At 59.8% G+C, this 20830-nt stretch carries 15 protein-coding genes; 2 read left to right on the plus strand and 13 right to left on the minus strand.

Translation table 11 applies throughout. The annotated features are described in order from the left end of the window. Positions 1 to 1346 precede the first annotated feature (1346 nt). Positions 1347 to 2132, plus strand: coding sequence for a DUF1573 domain-containing protein (locus EXQ56_01350; protein ID MSO19103.1), 786 nt, complete (start codon positions 1347 to 1349; stop codon positions 2130 to 2132). Between the two features lie 95 nt (positions 2133 to 2227). Here EXQ56_01350 and purD read toward each other — a convergent pair whose 3' ends face one another. From purD to EXQ56_01375, 5 genes are all read right to left on the minus strand, one after another. Next, positions 2228 to 3511: a phosphoribosylamine--glycine ligase gene (gene purD / locus EXQ56_01355; protein MSO19104.1), complete on the minus strand. Its 1284-nt coding sequence runs from the start codon at positions 3509 to 3511 to the stop codon at positions 2228 to 2230. A 67-nt stretch (positions 3512 to 3578) separates the two neighbouring features. Continuing rightward, the gene (locus EXQ56_01360) at positions 3579 to 4637 is read right to left on the minus strand and encodes an SH3 domain-containing protein (protein ID MSO19105.1); all 1059 of its coding nucleotides are present in this window, start codon (positions 4635 to 4637) and stop codon (positions 3579 to 3581) included. A 41-nt stretch (positions 4638 to 4678) separates the two neighbouring features. Continuing rightward, entirely contained in the window at positions 4679 to 5794 is a 1116-nt protein-coding gene (locus tag EXQ56_01365) for a 6-phosphofructokinase (GenBank protein MSO19106.1), read from the minus strand. A 193-nt stretch (positions 5795 to 5987) separates the two neighbouring features. After that, entirely contained in the window at positions 5988 to 8240 is a 2253-nt protein-coding gene (locus tag EXQ56_01370) for a hypothetical protein (GenBank protein MSO19107.1), read from the minus strand. A gap of 251 nt (positions 8241 to 8491) precedes the next feature. After that, positions 8492 to 9637, minus strand: coding sequence for a D-alanine--D-alanine ligase (locus EXQ56_01375; GenBank protein MSO19108.1), 1146 nt, complete (start codon positions 9635 to 9637; stop codon positions 8492 to 8494). Between the two features lie 273 nt (positions 9638 to 9910). On the opposite strand from EXQ56_01375, the gene EXQ56_01380 reads away from it, so the two are divergent. Beyond that, complete coding sequence (locus EXQ56_01380) at positions 9911 to 10450, plus strand: CarD family transcriptional regulator (GenBank protein ID MSO19109.1); 540 nt, start codon at positions 9911 to 9913, stop codon at positions 10448 to 10450. A 147-nt stretch (positions 10451 to 10597) separates the two neighbouring features. On the opposite strand, the gene EXQ56_01385 is transcribed toward EXQ56_01380, so the two are convergent. The 8 genes from EXQ56_01385 to EXQ56_01420 form a co-directional block, all read right to left on the minus strand. Further along, positions 10598 to 12496, minus strand: coding sequence for a CHASE2 domain-containing protein (locus tag EXQ56_01385; GenBank protein ID MSO19110.1), 1899 nt, complete (start codon positions 12494 to 12496; stop codon positions 10598 to 10600). 152 nt (positions 12497 to 12648) lie between these two features. Beyond that, positions 12649 to 13335 carry a M48 family peptidase gene (locus tag EXQ56_01390; GenBank protein MSO19111.1) on the minus strand — a complete coding sequence of 229 codons (687 nt, stop codon included), beginning with the start codon at positions 13333 to 13335 and terminating at the stop codon, positions 12649 to 12651. 41 nt (positions 13336 to 13376) lie between these two features. Further along, positions 13377 to 14048 (minus strand): hypothetical protein, encoded by a 672-nt coding sequence (locus tag EXQ56_01395; protein MSO19112.1) that lies wholly within the window; start codon positions 14046 to 14048, stop codon positions 13377 to 13379. A gap of 41 nt (positions 14049 to 14089) precedes the next feature. Further along, positions 14090 to 14530: a hypothetical protein gene (locus EXQ56_01400; GenBank protein ID MSO19113.1), complete on the minus strand. Its 441-nt coding sequence runs from the start codon at positions 14528 to 14530 to the stop codon at positions 14090 to 14092. A 254-nt stretch (positions 14531 to 14784) separates the two neighbouring features. Then, complete coding sequence (locus EXQ56_01405; GenBank protein ID MSO19114.1) at positions 14785 to 16146, minus strand: tetratricopeptide repeat protein; 1362 nt, start codon at positions 16144 to 16146, stop codon at positions 14785 to 14787. 224 nt (positions 16147 to 16370) lie between these two features. Further along, positions 16371 to 19460 (minus strand): excinuclease ABC subunit A, encoded by a 3090-nt coding sequence (locus EXQ56_01410; GenBank protein ID MSO19115.1) that lies wholly within the window; start codon positions 19458 to 19460, stop codon positions 16371 to 16373. Positions 19461 to 19614: 154 nt separating this feature from the next. Further along, a complete protein-coding gene (locus EXQ56_01415) occupies positions 19615 to 20295 on the minus strand; it encodes a hypothetical protein (protein MSO19116.1) in 681 nt (226 codons plus the stop codon). A 36-nt stretch (positions 20296 to 20331) separates the two neighbouring features. Continuing rightward, positions 20332 to 20781, minus strand: a complete 450-nt coding sequence (locus EXQ56_01420) for a hypothetical protein (GenBank protein MSO19117.1) — start codon at positions 20779 to 20781, stop codon at positions 20332 to 20334. Positions 20782 to 20830: the final 49 nt, after the last annotated feature.

The following is a 20830-nucleotide window of genomic DNA, read 5'->3' on the forward strand; positions in this document are numbered from 1 at the left end:
GTGATCAGATCAACATCTCCCGCATTCGCGTCAACGCTAACGCCGCCCTCGGCGTGGGCAGCGTGTCGGTAACGATGTCCGGCATCAGCCAGAATCCCTCCGCTCGCCCGATCACGTTTACTGATCCGCAGCGTCAGGTGGGCGTGCTGAATGCCAGTCTCACGGTCAGTTTCAACCACAGCACCGCCACCCTCACTCCGGTTACTCAGCTTCGGTCCTGCGCTTTCCCCAACGATGCTATCGCAGCACCAGGCGCGCTCCCTGGCGCCCCGACTGTGGCGGCGTTTCACGTCCCGAACGCTTTCTCTCTACGCATAACTGAAACGTTCCCTGGCGCCTTGACGTCGCTTGCGACGGAAACCCTATTCGCGCCAGTTATGACACCCGTCAACGGTAGCCAAATTTCTATCACGCTTTCAAACGTTCCCGTAGGCCTGACGGCCGCCTTCTCTGGCACCACCGGCCTCACCGCTGGCTTTAGCGTCACGCTGGCCACACCCGCTACAGTTGATCAGACTGCGGCTGGCACACCGATCGTGTTTGTCTTCAACATAACGACGGCGGATGCGTCGTTGGTGGAACGGGGCACGTTTGTTTTCCAAACCAAGCCCACCAGCACTAGCACAGCCAACCCGTTGGCCATTGCGTCCATCGGTGCCCCGGTGAATATCCAAGCTGCGGTATCGCTTGGGCCGGTCAGCACCGTTGCTACCACCATCGTTCGCTTTGCAGCTAACCAGATTGGTCCCACCACCGTGGCGACCGTCTCGGATTGCACCACTCGTCTCCTGTTGACTTGGGTGGCCACCGTCGCTGATGTGGAAACCGGCGTAGCAATTGCCAACACGTCCAATGATGATGCGGCCTTTGGAGCTGGCACCGCTTTGGGTGCGTCTTCACAGAACGGCACCTGCACGCTGACGGGTTATCCGTCCGCTGGCGGCACGCCTGTCTCGTTCACCACGTCCACCATCAATGCTGGTTCGACGCTGGCATTTTTGATGAGCGCCACCACGGGCTTCACCAACTTCACCGGTTATGTTCTGACCGTCTGCAACTTTGAAGCTGCTCACGCCTTCGCGTTCATCTCTGATGGCCGCGGTGTGGTGACTGGTCCCAAGTTGGCTCAGGGTTATCTGGCCAACGTGATCCAGCCCGGCAGTCGTCCGCCTGCCGCAGGCACTTCCGAGAGCCTTGGCAACTAACTTTAAACCAACACATCATTCCTCTGAATGATGTTTCAGCAAAAGAGAGACGGCCCTTACGGGCCGTCTCTCTTTTTGCGTATCAGGCAACGCCGGGAGTAACATAGTCAATCTAATCATTGGTACTACAAGGAGAGGTCTATGAAAGTCAGGGTTATGCTACAACCCGCAATAATGATTGCGTTAGCAGTGGGGATCATTTGTACAGGACCGTTCGCAAAAATGTCTCCGGCGCAGGAACCCGCAGCCGCTGAAATTGCCCTGAAAAAGCGAGTGGCCGAGTTTTACTCCCTGATGAGAGTCGACAGAACCGCTGATGCAGAGCGATTGGTAACCGCCGATACTCTGGAACGGTTCAGGGTTATGCCAAACGGTGAGTTTTTAAACGCGACAGTAGACTCCATCGAATTTAATCCAGATGGAAAATCGGCGACGGTAAATATTCTTCTTGCGGTCTCCGCCGCGGCCGTCCCCGTTCCATTTCAGCTTCCGCGGAAAACTAATTGGAGACTGGAAAGCGATGGCTGGCGGATTATAATACCCGCCCCAATGGAACATTCTGACTGCGCGATGTTCAGGAACTGTGCCCCCAAGCCTGGAGATCTTCTCAAGTTAGATTTACAATTTACGCAGCCGGTCGTGGATTTGACGCCGATTAAGCAGGGAGAAAAAAAGATCGCCAAGTTCGCATTCACTAATTCATCCGATCATTCGGTGACCATAGAGGATGTTCAGGCTGATTGCGCCTGCGTAACAATGAAGACGCAGAAGAAAGCTTATAAGGCCGGCGAGGCTAGCGAGATTGAACTGGAATTTGATTCCACCAAATACGCCTATGCCTTTGGGCAAACTGTGGCAATCATCACGGAACCGGGCAATCAACGAATCAATCTGCTGCTAAAGGCCAGCGTCACGCCGAAGAACTAAATCAATTCTATATCTGCGTTATTGCGCATTTGCACGGGTAGCCACGGCTACTATTTTTGCGCCGTGGCTACCCGTGCGCCCGCGGAAAATCCTGTTCAATCGAGAGGGCGGCGTCTTGCGAGACCATTTTTCCCGATATCTGACCGGTAGTGCATTCCGTCAAATTGAATCTTCTCCGCCGCTGAGTATGCGGCACGTGCGGCCATGGCCAGATCAGCGCCTGAGGCGGTGATGCCCAGAACGCGCCCGCCGGTGGTTACCAATCGCCCCCCGTCCATCGCCGTGCCGGAATGGAAGACCTTCACGCCGGCCGCCTCCGCCGCATCCAGCCCAGTAATTAAATTGCCTGTCGGGTAGCTCCCGGGATAGCCTCCGGCGCAAGCCACCACACAAACGCTCGCACCAGGCTTCCATGAAAGCGACGGAGTGAGCAGCTTCCCCAGGGCGATCTCATGAAGAACCTGAGCGAGATCGGTATCCAGACGGCAGAGCAACGCCTGGGTCTCGGGGTCCCCAAAGCGGACGTTGTATTCAAGCAACTTTGGACCTTCCGCGGTGATCATCAAACCACAGTACAGGACGCCGCGAAATGGAGTACCTTCCGCGCGCAGGCCCGCGAGCGTGGGATGAACAATTTGCTTCATCACGCGCTGCAGCAGTGTCCCCGAGATAATACTGTCGTCGCAATAGGCGCCCATGCCCCCTGTGTTCGGCCCGGTGTCGCCGTTTCCCACGCGTTTGTGGTCTTGAGTAGGGGCCATAGGCAAAACAGAATCGCCATCGGTGAGGACGAGGAAGGAAACCTCTTCGCCAATCAGGCACTGTTCCAATACCACCTGCATACCCGCCGCGCCCACCAGATCGCCGCTTAGCACCGAGTTCAATGCGGCCTCTGTCTCAGCGCGGTTGGATGCGACCACTACGCCCTTGCCCGCCGCCAGACCATCTGCTTTAACTACGGCGGGGCCTCCCCAACGATTGGCGTATTGCTGGGCGGTGTGTGGATCGGAGCACACTACGAAGTCAGCGGTGGGAATGCCGTGGCGTTGCATGAACTGCTTGGCGTGAATCTTGCTGCCCTCCAATTGCGCAGCCGCTTTGGCAGGACCGGCAACCAACACTCCCTGAGATTGCAAATCATCCACCAATCCAGCTACCAGGGGGGCTTCTGGTCCGACCACAACCAGGTCGACCTGATTTTCTCGGACCAACTGCAAGACAGCCGTTGTAGTCATTTCGCGCAACGGCAGACAGACCGCATCTCTGCTAATGCCACCGTTACCGGGCGCGCAGAACACACGCTCCAGCAAAGAGCTTTGCGCAAGTTTCCAGACCAGCGCGTGTTCGCGCCCGCCACCGCCAATAACCAAGACTCTCAAGCGATCATCCTCCGAATATTTATCAATGGATCAAAAAAACTTCAAGTACCAAGCGCACCTGTTGTAATCAAGGGCGATCAGACGCAGCGCGTTCCAGGCGGACCTGTCGGCCGATCATATAATAGCGTCTGACGATGCGCTGTCCCTGGCTATTTTCATGCTCAAAGTTAAACGATGGCGAAACACCTTCCGGGTGCGTCTCCATGGAAACGTGAATGGGCATGAACCCTTTAAGGTTCCGCTCGCGGTACGAGGTTTCGTAGCGGGAGGCCGCAGGATTCCAAACCAGGACGCGGATCTCCTCGAAATCGTGCACCAAGCCTACAGACTTGGGCACCGTTGCCCACAGGTACCACGGGTGTATCTGATCGCCAACGTGCTCCTTGTAGATCTCGAACCAGGCGCGAATTCGCTGGCTCTCGCGATATCGCGCGACTTCCAGCGGGGGAACCAACTCAATGAACGTTTCCAGCACCCAGCCCGTGCGGTTATCCGATGCCCGTACCAGCAACCAATCCTCCGGGATGGGATTGGAGAGGCCGCGCCGAATATCGTCGGCGGTGGGCTCGCGCGTGGCAACGTCATGGCGCAGAACTTCAACCTTTTCATCCGCGGCGAGCTGATAGAAAACCTGCGTGGTCCGACCTGGCCTGAATCGCATATTGGCCAGCCTGCGGACCAGCGCCTTGCCCTGCAAGGGTAGTTCGCGGGAACCCGCTGCCAATTTCTGGAATAGCTCGAAGACGGCGGCGGAAACTATTTGCCGCTGATGCATCCAGCCTTCGAGTGGCGGAGCTGCGTTGTTCGCGCCCCGCTCTTTAGTTTCGGTAGTCAGGACACGAACGCGGGTCCAGCGATTGATCCGTTCGAGGATCTCCACGCGCTGTCCGCTGCGGATCCTCGCGATCACCCTGGACTCAGGTCCCAGTTGATCGAGCAGCTCCCCCTGGGCTTCGCTGGTATAAGCAACTTCCTGGGATTGCAACATCAAATAGCTTTGACACGACTGCAGCACGATCAACAGGCTCGCCAATACCAACCTTACGATCACACGCAATCTCACCGGACGAATATCTGCCGCGATGGGATAACGACGGGGAGGAGGAAGAATCAAGTGAAGGGTCATTCGGATGCGTTGCTCATTTGAAAGTTAGCTCTAATCGCCGCCTAGTCCCCGAATGAAATGTCCAATGCCCGCGCCGTACGAACCAGCTCGCTGTTTGGTTGGACAATTTTCAGTTCACCGACGGCATCAGCCATGGGTGCGGACTTCACCGAATTACAGTGCAGACAAACCATGTTGCCGAATTCACCGCGCGCGATGACCTCCACAGCCTCGGTGCCAAGCCGTGAGCTGAGCACACGGTCAAATGGAGTGGGAGAGCCGCCGCGCTGAATGTGTCCCAGCACGGTTACGCGCGTCTCCCGCCCAGTCTCCTTCCCGATCAGCGAACCAATGGTGTTGGCGGCCTCGCCGCTGCGAGGGGTCAGGCGGTGCTGCTTCAGGGATTCGCTAAGAGGCTGGCCATCGATCATGCGGCACCCTTCGGCGACAACGACGATGCTGAAGCGGCGGCCAATCTCTTCGCGCTCGTGAATCTTCCGGCAGATGGCCGCCAGCGAAAATGGAATCTCGGCCAGCAAGATGATGTGCGCGCCAGCGGCAATGCCGGAATGTAGCGCGATCCAGCCGGCATCGCGGCCCATGACCTCGACCAGCATCACGCGATGATGGCTTTCCGCCGTACTGTGCAGTTTGTCGATGGCTTCGGTGGCGGTGCGCACCGCGGTGTCAAAGCCAAAAGTAATCTCCGTTGACGACAGGTCATTGTCGATGGTCTTGGGAACGCCAACGACTGGAATCCCCCGGCGGTACAACTCGAGGGCGATCTTCATCGTACCGTCGCCACCGACGACGATCAATCCATCGAGCTTGAGCTTGTGAAAGTTCTCGATGATTTGCGGCGAGACATCCTTCTCTACGGAAATGCCGTTTTCCGTAATGGGATAGGCAAATGGATTGCCGCGGTTGGAGGTTCCCAGTATGGTGCCGCCCCGTGGAAGAATTCCGGAGATCTCTTTGCGAGTCAATTCACAGAGCTTGTTGGGGAAGATCAGGCCATCGAAGCCATCTTGAATTCCCACTACACGCCAATGGTGCTTGATTGTCGCCGATTTGACCACGGCCCGGATAACGGCGTTCAGTCCGGGACAGTCACCGCCGCCTGTCAATATGCCGATGGACCTTACGGGAGCCGATGAGGACACGTCTTGGGCAGACATCGCTGTTCTCCTGGCCGATCATGATGAGGCGAACCCTGCTGAATAGAGACTACCCATTATATGCGGAAAGCCTTTGCAAAGTTGCGGGTGGATAGGAGGCAGCGGGCTGCCCAAAGATGATTTTTCGTCCGTGGAACATTAAAGCGGTAGCGAGGAATGGAACCTTGAATCAAGTACTGAGCTACACCGCGGTCTAGGGCGCGACCGGGATGGTAATGTTTTGCGTGGGGTTGCTGGGCACTCCATTCTGCCGAAGCAGCAGCGGGACGGCATTGCCGGTTTGGATTTCTCTAGGAACCAATACGTTTATTTGATAGAGTCCGACAAAGGTCGGAGCGAGACCATCGTACAGGACCTGGGCATCAATGCCGCCAATGCTGACAGAGACTGGTACCGTGATATCGCTTCCTGTTTGCAGCGCGTCGCCGGAACCGACCGGCGGGATCGTGTCGCCCAGCCCGCCCGCGAAGATCTGAATGATTCGACCCAAACGCGCCGGGTTTGCCACAGTGACCCGGCGGAACTGATTATCCAGTACCGCGGCGCCGTTTGAATCGACGAATATGCCGGGTTGAGCCGCAGCGATCTGGTAATTCTGCGGAGTGGTCAGGCGTCCTCCAGCATTGACGACGATGGATACGGTGTCGCCAGGCCGCGACTCGAAAGGTACCTGTGCATTGATCTGGCCTTCGCTGACGAAATATAGCGGTGCCGGGACGCCGCCGATGAGCACCGAGGTTTGAGAAAGCTCCGTCTCCAGTGGTATGGTCGAGGCGGCTGCCGTTGTGGGTGCCAGGGCTGATCCGAACAAGGAAACAATCCCTCCGGGCACCAGTGGACGGCGTTGTGCGAATCCCGCGCCTTCCACCACGCCGTCGTTGAACAACACGGGCAGGACGGTCCCGCCGGAAGCGGTTATGGACGACACCGCAAATATCTGCTGCACGGAACTGAAGTTCGGGTGGAAGCCGGCAAACGTGATGTTCACGGTTGCAGCGGCTTGTTGCGGAGTCCAAGTGCCGTTGTAGAAACCGCCTCCGGCATTCGACATTGGAATGGAAACGCCCCCGGCGGTGGCTACCACGGTCCCATTTGTTACGGGATCCCCGCAACTATCCACCAATTGCGCCAGGAGCGCCTGCGGGAAGGAAACAGGGGAGTTTGAGCCGTTGCCTACAGTGCTGCCGATGAGGGACATCCTGATAGGCGTGCATCCTGCAAGGGACGCGCCGCCGGTTTGCTCGTCGGTCACGGATGACCCACGAAGGCAGTATGTGGAATTGGGATTGCACGGTGGTTGCGGCTCGTAACCGGTGGGGTCCAATTCGGTAATGATCAACGCGACGTCAACCGTCTGAGGAGATCTACCCGGGAAGCTCGCGGTAATCGTGCCGCGATAAGTGCCCGCCCGCAATCCGGTCGGGTTCACAGTTACCTGGATGGTGGTCGGCGCAGCGCTGGTGGCAACAACGCTGGTTGGCAATACGTTGACCCAATTTCCGGTGGTGGTGGTGGTGGTGAACTGCGTAGTGATCGATCCACCTCCCGTGTTGCTGAGGGAGATCGATTTCTGCAAATTGTTGGTGCTGCCCACGGGAGCCGTGAACGTCATGCCGTAATTGGTGATTCGGGGAACCGCTCCAGCCGTGGGACGCACCACATGGTAGGTTACCGAAAGATATTGCGGGGAGTTTCTGGCCGTGGATGAACGGAAAGGGATCAGTGCCGAATAAACACCGTTGTCAAGCGCAGCGGTATTAAGGGCCACGGTAATCTCCGTGCCCGATGTATTGCTGGCAGACAATGAGCCACTGCGGGGCGTGATATTCAGCCATGCGGGTATCGAAGCCGCATTCACCGTCCAATCGAGCGTTCCCGTGCCTGAATTGAAAATGGAAATGGGATGCCCTGGCGGAATTCCCGTGCGCTCGACGGTCTGAAACACGATGGAAGACCAACTCAACGATAGGCGGGGGCTGGGGGCCGCCAGCGAGGCATTGACCGGGATGGAAAGTATCCCAACAACGGATGGAATGCGTATGTTCACAAATCCTTGATAGGTGCCAACTCCGGGAAGCAAAGCAGGCGTGAATGTGACGCGAAGGAAATTGCGCTGCCCTTGCTGGAATGTCCCCGTGGATGGAGTAACTCTGAGCCAGTTATTGCCGCCATTCAAGTATGCAATGGTTGCCGTAAAGGGTTCGGGAACATCAATGCTACAGCCTGTAACCGAGCTGTTCCCTATGAATAGCGAGTGCGTACTCGGTGCGTCGCCGATGCGGGCGGTCAGTTGGAACGAATTGGGCTGGGCGCAATTAGGAAGAGAATTTAAGTCAATGGCGTGTAGGTCGGCGCGCCATCCTGGAAGCACAAGCGCCATCAAACAGAGGGCAAGGGAAATCGCCACTGCCGCATGTCTGTGATCATTCACACGAGTTTTCTTCAACGGTTACTCCTCTGCTGGCGTTTCAGAGCAAAGTTGCCTGACTCCGATTCATTTTCAGGCAATCTCTTTCCGATCCCTAGTCGCCATGTATAGCAAACGACCTAATTGTAGCGGGACGCCGGGGAGGGCCGTACGTGGCTCTACTCTAAGCAAAGTATCGCGATATCTAGTGTGCGTGTCAATGGGATTGTGGGCCATTTGTTCAGGATGTAGCCCTAGTAAGTATAGGACTAAATCGAGCCACATTGCTGTCAATGGGAGGAGTCATTAGTTCTTTGCTGGGGGTTCAAGCTGTAACGGGTCCGGGCTTTTTCGCGGTGCCGCTTGATGGCCAGCTCCACCAGTCGATCGATTAGCTTAGAGCAGGATAGCCCGCTCGCCGCCCACAGTTGCGGATACATGCTGATTCTGGTGAATCCAGGTATGGTATTGATTTCATTTACATAGAACTTGCCTGTCTTTTTCTCGAGGAAGAAGTCTACGCGCGCCATGCCCGCACAATCCAAGGCCTGGAAAGCCTCCACAGCCAGTTTTTGCGCCCGCTCCGCCTGCGCAGGTTTCAGTGGTGCCGGAATCAGCAATTGCGAGTTGTCATCGAGATACTTTGCGGCATAGTCGTAGAACTCATTGCCAGGAACAATTTCGCCAGGCACGGATGAGATGGGATCTTCATTGCCTAGCACGGAGCATTCGATCTCTCTTGCGTTCATGCCGCGCTCCACCAGAACCTTCAGATCGAAATCGCCGGCCAGCCGTAGCGCCGGTACCAACTCGTCGCGATTGCTTGCTTTGCTCACACCCACCGACGAGCCCATATTAGCGGGCTTCACGAATACCGGATAACGAAACTCCGCCTCAATTTCTTTGCAGAGATCATCCAGACGGACATGGATATCGCGCCGATTCGTTACCACATAGGGAACCACCGGCAACTTGGCCTGTTGGAATAGGCGCTTCATGACAACCTTGTCCATCCCCACCGCCGAGCCGAGCACTCCCGAGCCCACGTAAGGAATCTCCGCCAGCTCCAGCAATCCCTGCACCGTGCCATCCTCGCCGTATGTACCATGCAGGACCGGGAAGACCACGTCGAGGGCACCGGGAAACGTTGTTGCGTTCTGGCTGGCAAGTGGCACCAGAAGTCCTATGCCATCCGGACAGGCCGATGGAATTACTTCCACGGCGCCCACGGGTATGGAATCAATCGCCCCATGTCCATTGGGTTCCGGCGGCAACGCGCCCACGCACCAGCGCCCTTGCTTGGTGATGGCGATGGGGACGACATCGTATTTTTCCGGGTCCGCTGCGGCAATGATGTTCCGCGCCGACTGAATCGATATCTCGTGTTCAGCCGAGCGGCCGCCGAAGAGGATGCCCAATCTTTTTTTGTTGGCCATGCTATTTTGAGTGCGTCAATGGTGGATAGGAACTAAGCGTTGCTAACGAACCCCTGCCGCAGTCTCCCATTATCCACGAGTTATTTTCCTTCGTCCAAACCCGACGGTGCCTGCCCTTCAATGCTGCCACGGTGATCGCCGCGCCCGCAGGCTTTCCAGTGCGTACAGGTCTATTGACAGTAGCTTATATGGTTCGCTAGTCTAGCCTTTACTTCCCAGACTTGGCTGCACAGGCAGGCCTGCAAGATATCCCGGAACGCAGAGGCAGTCACCATGAACTTCCGTATCGGCGAGAAGGTCGTATACCCCACGCATGGCGTGGGAATTGTCGAGCAAATTCACAACATGCCTCCCCCCGCCGCTGCCGCAGTGCTCGTCGGCCACGCGCTGGAAACCGCCCCAAAAGCCTACTTGCTGCGCATCTACTCGAGCAGCTTGCGTGTGATGGTACCCTTCATCAATGTCGGCAGCGTGGGCCTGCGCCGTGTGGTCCGCCGCCAGGATGTGAACCAAGTGCTTCGCTATCTCTCCGCCGGCGACTGCCAGCCCGCGCCGGACTGGAAGTGCCGCTTCAAGGAAAACACCAACAAGATGCGCAGCGGCTGCCTATTCCGCGTGGCCGAGGTCCTCAAGTGCCTGCTGCTGATCAATCGCGCGAAGGATCTCTCCTTCCGCGAGCGCAAGATGCTAGAGCGCGCCCGCTACCTCCTCATCAGCGAGCTGGCCGTGGTCAGCGGGATTAGCGAGGCCATTGCCGAAGCTACCCTCACTAAGGCGCTTGCCGAGGCGCAGCTCAAACTGCTCCCCAACTAACTCCGCTACCACCGCTGGGCAGCCCGCCGAATCGTTCAAATCTTCGGCCCTGCCCACTCTGACAAACTTTGCGGTTCTTGCGGAATAAAACAGAGCCGGGATGTTCCATGGCGGCTCCGTTACTCCATCTTAAACGTGGCTGGTTACTCAGGCTGGAAGTTGAATGATGAAGCGCGTGCCGGCGCTGGGGGCGGACTCCACCTCGACTGTGCCACCGTGGTGGGTGATGATTTCCCGCGCGATGGCCAGGCCCAGGCCGAAGCCCGGCGCGGTTGAGTGCTCCGCCTGCGCCGTGCGGAAGAAGCGGTCGAACAAGCGCCGCTGATCCGGCTGGGCGATGCCGGGTCCGTTGTCGGCGACGATGATCTCCACGCCATTCTTGTTATGGCGCCATTCCAGCAGCACCCAACAGCCGCTCGGCGAGTACTTCACGGCGTTGGTCAGCAGGTTCGAGACGGCGAACTCCAGTAACTCAGCGTCGGCCTCGAAAGTGAGTGGGCCGTTACCAGCAGTCACTCGAAATTCCAGGCCCTTGCGCTCGGCTAGCGGGCGGATGCGCTCACTGATCGTCGTCAGCAGCGGCGTCAACTCGACCGGCGCGCGGCGCAATTCCAACTCTCCTGCGGAGAGCCGTTCGACACTCAAGAAGCGCTCGACCAGGCGCGCCAGACGCTGCGACTCTTCGTGCAGCAGGCGCAGCATCTGCTCACGGCGCGCGGGCTCCAGCGCGTAGCGCGCCAGCAACTCGCTCGATGCTTGTATGGACGCCAGCGGCGTGCGCATCTCGTGCGTGGCCATCTCGAATTGCTGGCGCGCCAGCATCCGCTTATTCTCGGAGTCGAGATAGCGCCGCCGCCCGACGAGCAACTCGTACGCCTCTCCCGCCATAATCGACACGCCAAAGCACAGCAACAGGCTGAACGCAGGCCATATCTGCCCGGCCAAGAACAACACATAGGGAACGATCACGACGGTCGCGCCGATGGCCAGCAGCGCCAGCCACTGCGCCGGCCCGTGCGCGCGCGCCAGCGCGAGCAGCGTAAACGCAGCGATCAGCAGCATGGCCAGCGCCACGCCCGCATCGCCGATGGGAGTGAGGAACTTTTTCCCGATCAGCGTGTGCAGAATGTTAGCGTGAATCTCGATGCCGGGCATTCCCGAGGCGGAGTAGTACGGCGTGAATAGCCGGTCGCCGGTGCCCTGCGCGGTAACGCCCAACAGGACGATCTTGCCGCCAAGTTCGGCGGATGCGGCGGGATCATCCAGCAACTTCGCAAAACTCACGCGCGGAAATGTCCCGTCCGGCCCGGCGTAGTTGATCCACAGCGTTCGCTGCGTGGTATCCGGCGCGGGAATGTGCATGACCTCGGTGCTGGCTGTCGGCGCAAGGTGAGCAATTTCGAGGTCGTCGGGAGTCTCGGTGATCAGGGCCGACTGGCCGCTGTCTGGGCTGGCCATGCCACGCACACACTCCAGCGCGAAGGCCCATAGGCGCTCGCGACCGGAGTATTTTGAAAGCAACACCTGACGGCTGACGCCATCGCCATCGGGATCGGCGTGAACGTGGCCGATCCTCGCCGCCTGCGCCGCCAGACGCGATAGCGGATGCAGCCAGCCCGAACCCGCCTCCAGCGCGCTCGACAACACCACCGGCGTGCCCCCGTCGCGCGCTGCGCGCAGCGCGGCCTCCAGCGCGGCATCATTCGTATCGGCTCCCTGATCGACCAGCAGGATGTCGATGCCCAGCAAACGAGGTCCGGCGGTGGTGATGCGGCTGATGCCCTCGGCCAGCAGCGCGCGATGCAGCGGCAATGCGCCGTGCCGGGCCAGCGTCGCGTCGTCAATGGCCACAATCACGATGTCGCTGGAAGAGGCTTCACCATTGGCGTCTATGGTGGTTGGTCCGCGCTGACGAAAATAGAGATCGTAAAAATTCAAGTTGACGCGGCGGGCGAACGAACTCCACCCCAGCAGCAGCGAGATCGTCGCGCACACCACGCCCAGCAGCAGAGAGGCGACCAGCGGTTTGCGCGGAGAAATCTTCATGGGTGAGGGCGCTCGCGCACCCTGCTCATATTAGCAGAAGGCGGAGAGGCTAGAGTCCGAACAGAGCCGCGACCGGAAGGGAGCGGTTGCAATATAGAGTCTCGCAGGTCCAATGAGAACCGCTCCCTCCCGGTCGCGGCTCTGTCACGCCACTAGAGCTGCTTCAGCAACTCCTTGGCCTCCGCGTATTGCGGGAAGCGCTGCTCCTCGGCACGGAACTCGGAGGAATGCACGCAGCGTCGCGTGCCGCGATGCAGCACGGGATATTTCAGGTGTAGCATCTCGTGATAGAGGATGTACTCCACCAGCCACAACGGCGTCTGTGGACGGTCAAAGATGCGACTCACGATGATGGCGTTATGCGCGGAGTCAAAGTGTCCCAGCAGCACGCGTGACGCCGTGCGGCTCCAGCCCAGCGAGGGCCGGGCCATCAGCCCGCCGAAGTAGCGCTGGTTCAAGTCCTCGAACATTTCATCCAGATGAAAGTGTGAGCCCGCCGCCACGCCCACATGCTTGCGTCCGCGCACACGGCGGATGATCTGCGCCTGATGGCGCACGCTGCTGCGGTTGAGGAACTGGCGGTAGCGTGCCTGGAACTGTGGCGGAATGGGTTTGCGATAGAGCTTCGAGATCAGGATGTAGGCGATGGACTCCAGCACCGGCGGCGGCGAACCTTCGAGCAGATCGGAGAGGCTGACTTCCATGCGGCCCGCGCGCATGCGGATGACGTTGTTGATGTCCGCGTAGGGGCGAAACGACAAGGCGATCTCCGGCAGCGGCGTGCGTGGCCGCACCGCCAGATGAACGCGCTCGAAAATTTCCATGCCTGCTGAAGTCATCTTGAAGAGATTAGAATACCGCGTAATGCGGGCGCGCGGGGCTACTGTCGATCACTCTTGCGCGGCGGGCCTTCTTCTGGTGACGGGGCGGGGGCGGCGCCTGAAGTTGAGGCGGGCGGCGCTGGCCGCTTACGAGGCGGACCCTCTTCGCCGTCCTTGCCCGCTGCTGGACGCGGCCTTTCGCGTGGGTTATCCGGGCGCGGCGGCGCGGCGGGGAACTCCGTGGGCGCGGTGCGCTCGTCCACTTCCGGGAACATTCCCTTGGCCACGTCTTCGAGCAGTTCTTCGGTAACGGCGATCGATTCTTCCAGAGTGAACTGATAGTTGGCGTAGATGGGCGAAGCGTCATTGTCGAGCGATTCCAGAAATTGCCGCGACTCGGGCAAACGCGTCTTCAGCAGCTCCATCGCTTTGGGAAACGGCGCGCGGCGTTCACGGGCATCCGCCATCGTGGTCTCAATGGCTTCGAGTATCTTCGTGTACTGCTCCAGACTTTTCTGCACCGCGCGACCCGCACTGGATTTTGCCGAACCCAGCGCCGCGCGCATCGCGCCCAGCCGCATGTCGGCGATCTCCAGATAGAGCGGGATACGCTTCTCCGGCTCCTGCGCGTCGCGCGCCGCATCCACTTCTTCGCGCGTGAGGAAATCCTCCTGCGCCGTCGCGTGGACTGCGACCGCCAGGAAAATCAGCGCCAGCAGCGCGCATCGCATTATGGAAAACTTCCGGCTCACCAAGGGACGCTCCTTACGGGTTACTTCTTGCTTGGTGGGTGCATGACGCTATACAAAACCGCTTCGCGTAATTGCAGAACCTGCTTCATGACCGCTTCAATCAGCGGACGTTCGTCAGATGAAACGTTGATTTGAATCTGTTCCAGTTCGCGCGAATGTCGTCGCAAGCCGACTTCGATATTCCTGGCAGTGCCTGTATGCGCGGCTTCGCTGTTGGCGGCGCTGAGCCGCGCAAGGGCCGCCGTGTACGATAACAAAATAGAATTACTCTCTTCCATCATGGTGCCGGTGGCGACGAAGGTGCGAATCTTCAACAAATGGTGGTCGAGCATTTCCAGCGTGAGGCGCGCCCGCTTGCGCGAGTCCTTCTGCTGAGAGAGCGCTTGCTCCAACTCTGCGAGGCTCTTTGGTTCGGCGGATTGGCCCCCCAAGGCAATACACACCAGCAACAGGGCTGCCATTGCGCGCGCGGTTGCGCGTGAAGTATCTGGACTGAATCGGAGATGCCGCTGGACGCCCGTATTCATGCCGATGCACTCCCGCGCTGGTGTATCTGAATGCGATTATAACTTCAAAGGCAGTTGATCCCTAACAGTCCGCGGAAAAAGCCGGTTGGTTGTCATTCCGAGCGGAGCGAGGAATCTGTTTTTGTCCCGCGCGGCTGAAAACAAAAGCAGGTTCCTCGCTCCGCTCGGAATGACAACCAAACAACGTACTACTTGCGGCCACCCTTGCGTTGCAACTCGCGCGTCAGGACCCGAGATCGTTCTTTCGCCTGAAACTGCTGGTCGGGATTCTTGCCGTCGGCGAGCGCAAGAAACTTTTGATAATTATCCAGCGCGCCCTGCTGCGCCCGGAGCTGATCGAGCGACAGCGCGCGCAGAAAGTAGGTGCCCGCCGTATCCGCGCCCAGCTTGGCCACCTGATCCAGCGCGGCGACGGTGCGGGGATAGTCCTTGAGCAGATAGAGTGCGGAAGCGAGGTTCGTCCAGCCCAGCGAGGATTTGGGGTCCAGCTCCACGCCGCGCGCGAACGACTGCGCGGCCTCGGCGTAGCGCTTCACCTCGTTGCGCAAGCTGCCGAGCGCCAGATGCAGGTTCGCCTGGTTCGGCTGGGCAGCGATCATCTCGATCAGCAGAGGCTCGGCGCGGCCCTTCTGGTTCGTTGCGAGATAGGCTTCGAGCAGCAACTGATTGGCCCCTGGCGCGCGCGCAGCCTCGGTCCGCACGGCTTCCAGATGCGTGATAGCCTCGGTGGCGCGCTTTTCGGCCAGATAGAGTTCGGCCAGATGCAGACGCAACTCCTTGCGCGCGGGCTGGGCTTTCAGAAAGTCTTCGTAAAGTTGCAGCGCCTCATCGCGAACCGTTGTGGCGGGCGCGCTGCGGTCTTCGAGCAGACGGGCGAGCGTGAGACGCGCTTCCTGCTCCTCCGGCATCTCGCGCGCCACGATGCGCAACTGCGCCTCGGCCGCCGCCGGATCGCTTTGCGCGAGCAGCGCGGCCAGGTCCATGCGCGTCGTGTGGTTCTCCGGACGCAGCTTCAGCGCCGCTTCATACGCCGTGCGCGCTTCCGGCACGCGGCCCAGATTTCCCAGCGCATGGCCCAGTTCGGTCAGCGCGGTCCAGTGGTCCGGCTGCGCGGCAACCACGCGGCGCAGATGCTCGATGGCTTCTTCGTTTTTTCCATCCTGGCGCAACAGCATGCCCAGATTCATGCGGGCGGAAAGCAAGTCCGGCTGCGCGGCCAGGACTTTGCGATATTGTTCGATGGCCTCCACGGCGCGATTGGTCATGCTGTAGGAGTAAGCGAGATTGAAGCGCGCGGGAACATCCGAGGGCGACTGCGCAAGATACGCTTCAAGCAACGCTACGGCCGATTGGTAATCATCTTTATCGAGCGCCGCGCCGGCCTGTTGCAGCAGAGCTTCCGGGGATGCCGTCGCCGGTGGCGCGGTTTCACTGAATGCGGGCGATGCCGTGCGCGGCGCGGGATACTGCGCCCGCAGGACACTCGGCGCAACGACCAGCAAAAGCCAGGAGCCGAGGATGACTTTAGATACTCGTGCGAACTTTAGCATTGTGGTATGCACCAAGGCTTGAAATATCCGCCTGTTGCCACCTCCATGCTACTTCAAATGAATGGGCAAGGATCAACTGACAACGGAACTTTTCTCTAACCTTTTTTTTGACGGACACTGTATCAGAGCCCCGACCGCCAGGGAGGGGGCACGTTCGCCGATTAGCAGTGACCGTTGTGCGTGCCCCCTTCCTGGCGGTCGGGCCATGATACACCCCTGACAGCTTAATCATCGGAGGCGGACTCGCCCCATTGCTGATGGCGGTCCAGTATCTGGCGCAGGAAGAGCCCGGTGTGAGACGCGGGACATTCGGCGACCTGCTCGGGCGTGCCGGCGCAGACCACCTCTCCGCCGCGGTCGCCGCCCTCGGGGCCGAGGTCGATCACCCAGTCGGCGGTCTTGATGACGTCCAGGTTATGCTCGATGACCACGATGCTGCCGCCTTGATCTATCAGCTTGCGGAAGGCGGCCAGGAGCTTCGCGATGTCGTCGAAGTGCAGGCCCGTGGTGGGCTCGTCGAATAAAAACAGAGTGCCTTCCGATTCTTTAGCGGCCAGATGAGAAGCCAGCTTGATGCGCTGCGCTTCGCCGCCCGAGAGCGTCGTCGCCGACTGGCCGAGGCGCAGATAACCGAGGCCTACCTCATCGAGAATGCGCAGGCGGTTGGCGACCGTGATGGCCATGCTGAAAAAACTCAGCGCCTCCTTCACGGTGAGGCGCAGGATTTCATGAATGTTCCTGCCGCGGTAATTGATCTCCAGCACGCCGGGCTTGAAGCGCGTGCCGCTGCAATCCTCGCAGACCAGCTCGACGTCGGCCAGGAACTGCATCTCAACCGTAACGATGCCGCTGCCCTGACAGGTCTCGCAGCGCCCACCGGGGATGTTGAATGAGAAGTGGCCCGGCAGGTAGCCGCGCTTGCGCGACTCAGGCTGGTCGGCGAACAGCGAGCGGATGGGATCGAAGGCTTTCATGTACGTAACGGGATTCGAGCGCGGCGTGCGGCCGATGGGCGATTGATCGACCATCACTACTTTCTGAATGGACTCGGCGCCGTCCACGCGGCGGCAGGCAAGCTTGCGACCCATGGCTACTTCTTCGCTGTCGTCGCCGGCCGGTGCGTCGAATAGCGGCCCGCCGCCTTCCTTCTTCTCCGCCTTGCCGGAGTCGTCCGCGCCGCGATCGCGCAACGCGTCGAACAGCACATCGTAGATGAGCGACGACTTGCCCGAGCCGGAGACGCCGGTTACCGCCACTAGCAGTCCCAGTGGGATTGCAACATCCACTTCCTTCAGATTGTGACTGAACGCTCCGTGAATTTTGATCTGTTTTTTGGGTGAAGGCTTGCGACGTTTTGAAGGCAGGCTGATGCGCAGGTCGCCGCGCAGATAGCGGCCCGTGAGCGTCGAATTGCTGGCCAGCAGTTCGTGGTAGCGTCCCGCGAACTGCACACGTCCGCCGTTCTCGCCCGCGGCGGGGCCGAGGTCCAGGATGCGGTCGGCGGCCTCCATCATGGTCGGGTCATGTTCGACGACGACGATGGTGTTGCCTTGATCGCGCAGCGCCTCCAAAATGCGAATCAGCCGCGCGGTGTCCCGGCTGTGCAGGCCCACCGACGGCTCGTCCAATACATAAAGCGTACCGACCAGATGCGAGCCGAGCGAAGCGGCCAGTTGAATGCGCTGGGCCTCGCCGCCGGAGAGCGTGGAGGTCAGCCGGTCCAGAGTCAAATACTCGAGGCCCACGTTCTCCAGATATTCCACGCGCTGGCGAATCTCGGTGAGAATCTTGCCCGCGATGGCCTCCTGCACGCCGCCGAGCAGCAGCTCGTCGAAGAAGCGGCGCAGGCGCTGGATGCTCATGCGGCAGACGCCGCGGATGTCCTCGCCGCCCACCTTTACGGCAAACGCTTCGCGGCGCAGGCGTCCGCCCTGGCACTCCGGACACAGCGCGTAGCCACGGAAGCGGCTCAGGAAGACGCGCACGTGCAGCTTGTATTTCTTGGTTTCCAGATACGCGAAGAAGCCGTTGATACCCACCAGCGCGCGGCGTCCGCGCTTGCCCTCGACGCGGCCATCCCACACGAACTCTTTTTCTTCGGCGGTGAGTTTGTAGTAGGGAACATCCATGCGCACGCCGCGCTCGCGCGCTTCTTTGCGGAACTCGGTGAAGAAGACCCGGTAGCGCGGCTTGGTCCAGGGCTCGATGGCGCCGTCTTCCAGCGAGCGCGTCTTGTCGGGGATGACCAGTTCCTCATCAAAGTCGATGGTGTTGCCGAAGCCCTGGCAGCGCGGGCATGCGCCGTAGGGACTATTGAAGGAGAACAGGCGCGGCTCGGGCACTTCGTAGGAAAGTTTGCAGGGCTTGCACTCGAAGAGTTCGTTGAAGGTGAGCCGCGCAGGCAGCGCGGCCAACGAAGGATGCCCGGCGGCGTCAGTAAATTCGACGATGGCCTCGCCGCCTTCGCGGTAACACAGCTCCAGACTATCCACCAGGCGCTGCCGCGATTGCGCGTCAATCACCATACGGTCGGCCAGCATCCACACGGGCCGGCGAAAATCGACATCCAGCAGAGCTTCGGGCGTGGAAAATTCGAAGAGGTTGCCATCCTGATAGAGCCGCGTGTAACCCAGTTTGCGCAGATCGAACAGGCGGGCCTTCACTTGATCCGAGAGCGAAAGCGGCGTTGCGGTGAGGACCGTATCGATGCTTGCGGCTGCTGCTTTCTTGCGGCTGGCGGCGGTCTTCTTCGCGGCCTTCACCGCTGCTGGCGATTTTTCGGAAGCGGCTGCGGGTGGTGCTCCGCCAGCGTCTGCGCGGACCAGAGGAAACAAAATGTATGCGCGCAGGCCGCTTTCGGGGCCGCCGCTGGAGCTGGCGTCGTGGGCGAGCCGCAGCAAGCGCGCGGCGACTTCGTCCACCGTGTCCTTCTTCACTTCGGCGCCGCACTGCGCGCAATACGTCTGCCCGACGCGCGCGTAGAGCAGGCGCAGATAATCGTAAATTTCGGTGGAGGTGCCCACGGTGGAGCGCGGATTGCGCGTGGTGTTCTTCTGGCGGATGGCGATGGAGGGCGCGATGCCGTCAATCTCGTCGGCGTCTGGCTTCTCCATGCGCTCCAGGAACTGCCGCGCATAGGCTGACATCGACTCGACATACCGGCGCTGCCCCTCGGCATAGAGCGTGTCAAACGCCAGCGACGACTTGCCCGAGCCGCTCACGCCGGTGATGACCGTCAGATGATTGAGCGGAATATCAACGTCAATATTCTTGAGGTTGTGGACGCGGCAGCCGCGCACACGGATGCTCTCCACCTCAGTGGATCGAGGCGCGGGAACAGCGCGATGTATGGCGGTGGCCATAGATAAGTCTGATACAGACTGCCGAACCCTGTATTATACCGCCTATTGCCGCCGCGTTCCACTCTACCGACGTGGGGCTCGATGGCAGGGAGCGGCTGGTTGCCGATTAGTTGATGGAGATGTAGCGCTCCAGCCGCGCGACTTCTTTTTCATTCACGTACTTGCCCATTTCCTTGCGAAATTGCTCGATAGTTTTGTACGGGCGATACTCCTTGAACTCGCGCAACATGCGCGCGCCGAGGCCAGGGATGGTGCTCAGGTCGGCGGCAGCGGCGATGTTCAGGTTCAGGTGGATGAAGACGTAGCGCTCCAGCCGCGCGACTTCCGCCGCGCTGGCGTACTTGCCCATCTCCTTGCGGAACTGGTCCAGCGTCTTGTAGGGGCGGTATTCCTTGAACTCGCGCATCATGCGCGCTCCCATGTTTGTGATCAACTGCATCTCCGCGGCGCTGGCGGAGTTGAGATTGATGTGGACAAACAATTTGGCGTACAGCTCGGCGAGCTGCTCTTTGCTGAGCGACTTGCTCAACAGCGCATTCAGCTCCGTTACGCTGAGAAACGGGCGGGCGGCCAGCACCGTCTTGGCGAGCGCGGCATTCATGTGCGGCAGCGCAGCCAACTGCGGCTCGGTGGCGGTGTTGGCTTCCAGCAATCCAGTTTGATTGCCGAGTTGCGACTGCCCGCGAACGGCCATGCCGACGACGAGGCCAGCGACCAGGCCGGCGATCGCCAGCAGCATCGCGGCGCGTCTCGTTACAGGGAATTTTGTATAGGCTGAATAAGTCATATAACCCCCTCGATTTAATTGCAAAATTGCCAACAACTATTTTTCGGGCGGCTTGCGCAGCGCCGGATGGCCATACGCCCAGGCTATGCCCAACAGGCCCATCTGAATCATAACCCCGGGGGCCAGCGCTGGCGGAGCCTGACTCTTCATCGCCCCCCAGAACAGCGCCGCGCCCTGAAGTGATGGGTTTACTTCCATCTGAAATTCCGCTTTGGCGCGATAGTGCAGCAAGGTGCCGATGAATCCGCTCAGTATGAACAGCGCCATCAGCTCCTGAATCGTGCGGACCGGCGCGGCGCGTGGATAAAGCGCGACCCAGCAGAAAGCCAGCGACGCAGCAGCCATCAACACCAGCGGCACCCACTGCCAGAGGTCTTCGGTGTGCCCGGACAGCAGTAATTCCGCGCCGATGCCGACCATCTCGGTGACCAGTATGAGCAAGAGGACGGGACGGAGATTGGTTGCATCGGCTGGTCTTGGCGTCATGTCCCATTCTCGCTTGGCGCGGCTACCGCCCGCAACCCGACGTGGCGCG

It is taken from the genome of Acidobacteriota bacterium, assembly GCA_009691245.1.
Lineage (GTDB): Bacteria > Acidobacteriota > Terriglobia > 2-12-FULL-54-10 > 2-12-FULL-54-10 > SHUM01.

What these genes read in the sequence shown, in the direction of transcription:
- EXQ56_01415 (MSO19116.1), bottom strand. Translation starts at nt 20,295, where the DNA reads ATGACTTATTCAGCCTATACAAAATTCCCTGTAACGAGACGCGCCGCG.
- EXQ56_01385 (MSO19110.1), bottom strand. Translation starts at nt 12,496, where the DNA reads ATGAAGATTTCTCCGCGCAAACCGCTGGTCGCCTCTCTGCTGCTGGGC.
- EXQ56_01375 (MSO19108.1), bottom strand. Translation starts at nt 9,637, where the DNA reads ATGGCCAACAAAAAAAGATTGGGCATCCTCTTCGGCGGCCGCTCGGCT.
- EXQ56_01360 (MSO19105.1), bottom strand. Translation starts at nt 4,637, where the DNA reads ATGACCCTTCACTTGATTCTTCCTCCTCCCCGTCGTTATCCCATCGCG.
- EXQ56_01365 (MSO19106.1), bottom strand. Translation starts at nt 5,794, where the DNA reads ATGTCTGCCCAAGACGTGTCCTCATCGGCTCCCGTAAGGTCCATCGGC.
- EXQ56_01400 (MSO19113.1), bottom strand. Translation starts at nt 14,530, where the DNA reads ATGGCAGCCCTGTTGCTGGTGTGTATTGCCTTGGGGGGCCAATCCGCC.
- EXQ56_01420 (MSO19117.1), bottom strand. Translation starts at nt 20,781, where the DNA reads ATGACGCCAAGACCAGCCGATGCAACCAATCTCCGTCCCGTCCTCTTG.
- EXQ56_01350 (MSO19103.1), top strand. Translation starts at nt 1,347, where the DNA reads ATGAAAGTCAGGGTTATGCTACAACCCGCAATAATGATTGCGTTAGCA.
- EXQ56_01395 (MSO19112.1), bottom strand. Translation starts at nt 14,048, where the DNA reads ATGCGATGCGCGCTGCTGGCGCTGATTTTCCTGGCGGTCGCAGTCCAC.
- EXQ56_01405 (MSO19114.1), bottom strand. Translation starts at nt 16,146, where the DNA reads ATGCTAAAGTTCGCACGAGTATCTAAAGTCATCCTCGGCTCCTGGCTT.
- EXQ56_01380 (MSO19109.1), top strand. Translation starts at nt 9,911, where the DNA reads ATGAACTTCCGTATCGGCGAGAAGGTCGTATACCCCACGCATGGCGTG.
- EXQ56_01390 (MSO19111.1), bottom strand. Translation starts at nt 13,335, where the DNA reads ATGACTTCAGCAGGCATGGAAATTTTCGAGCGCGTTCATCTGGCGGTG.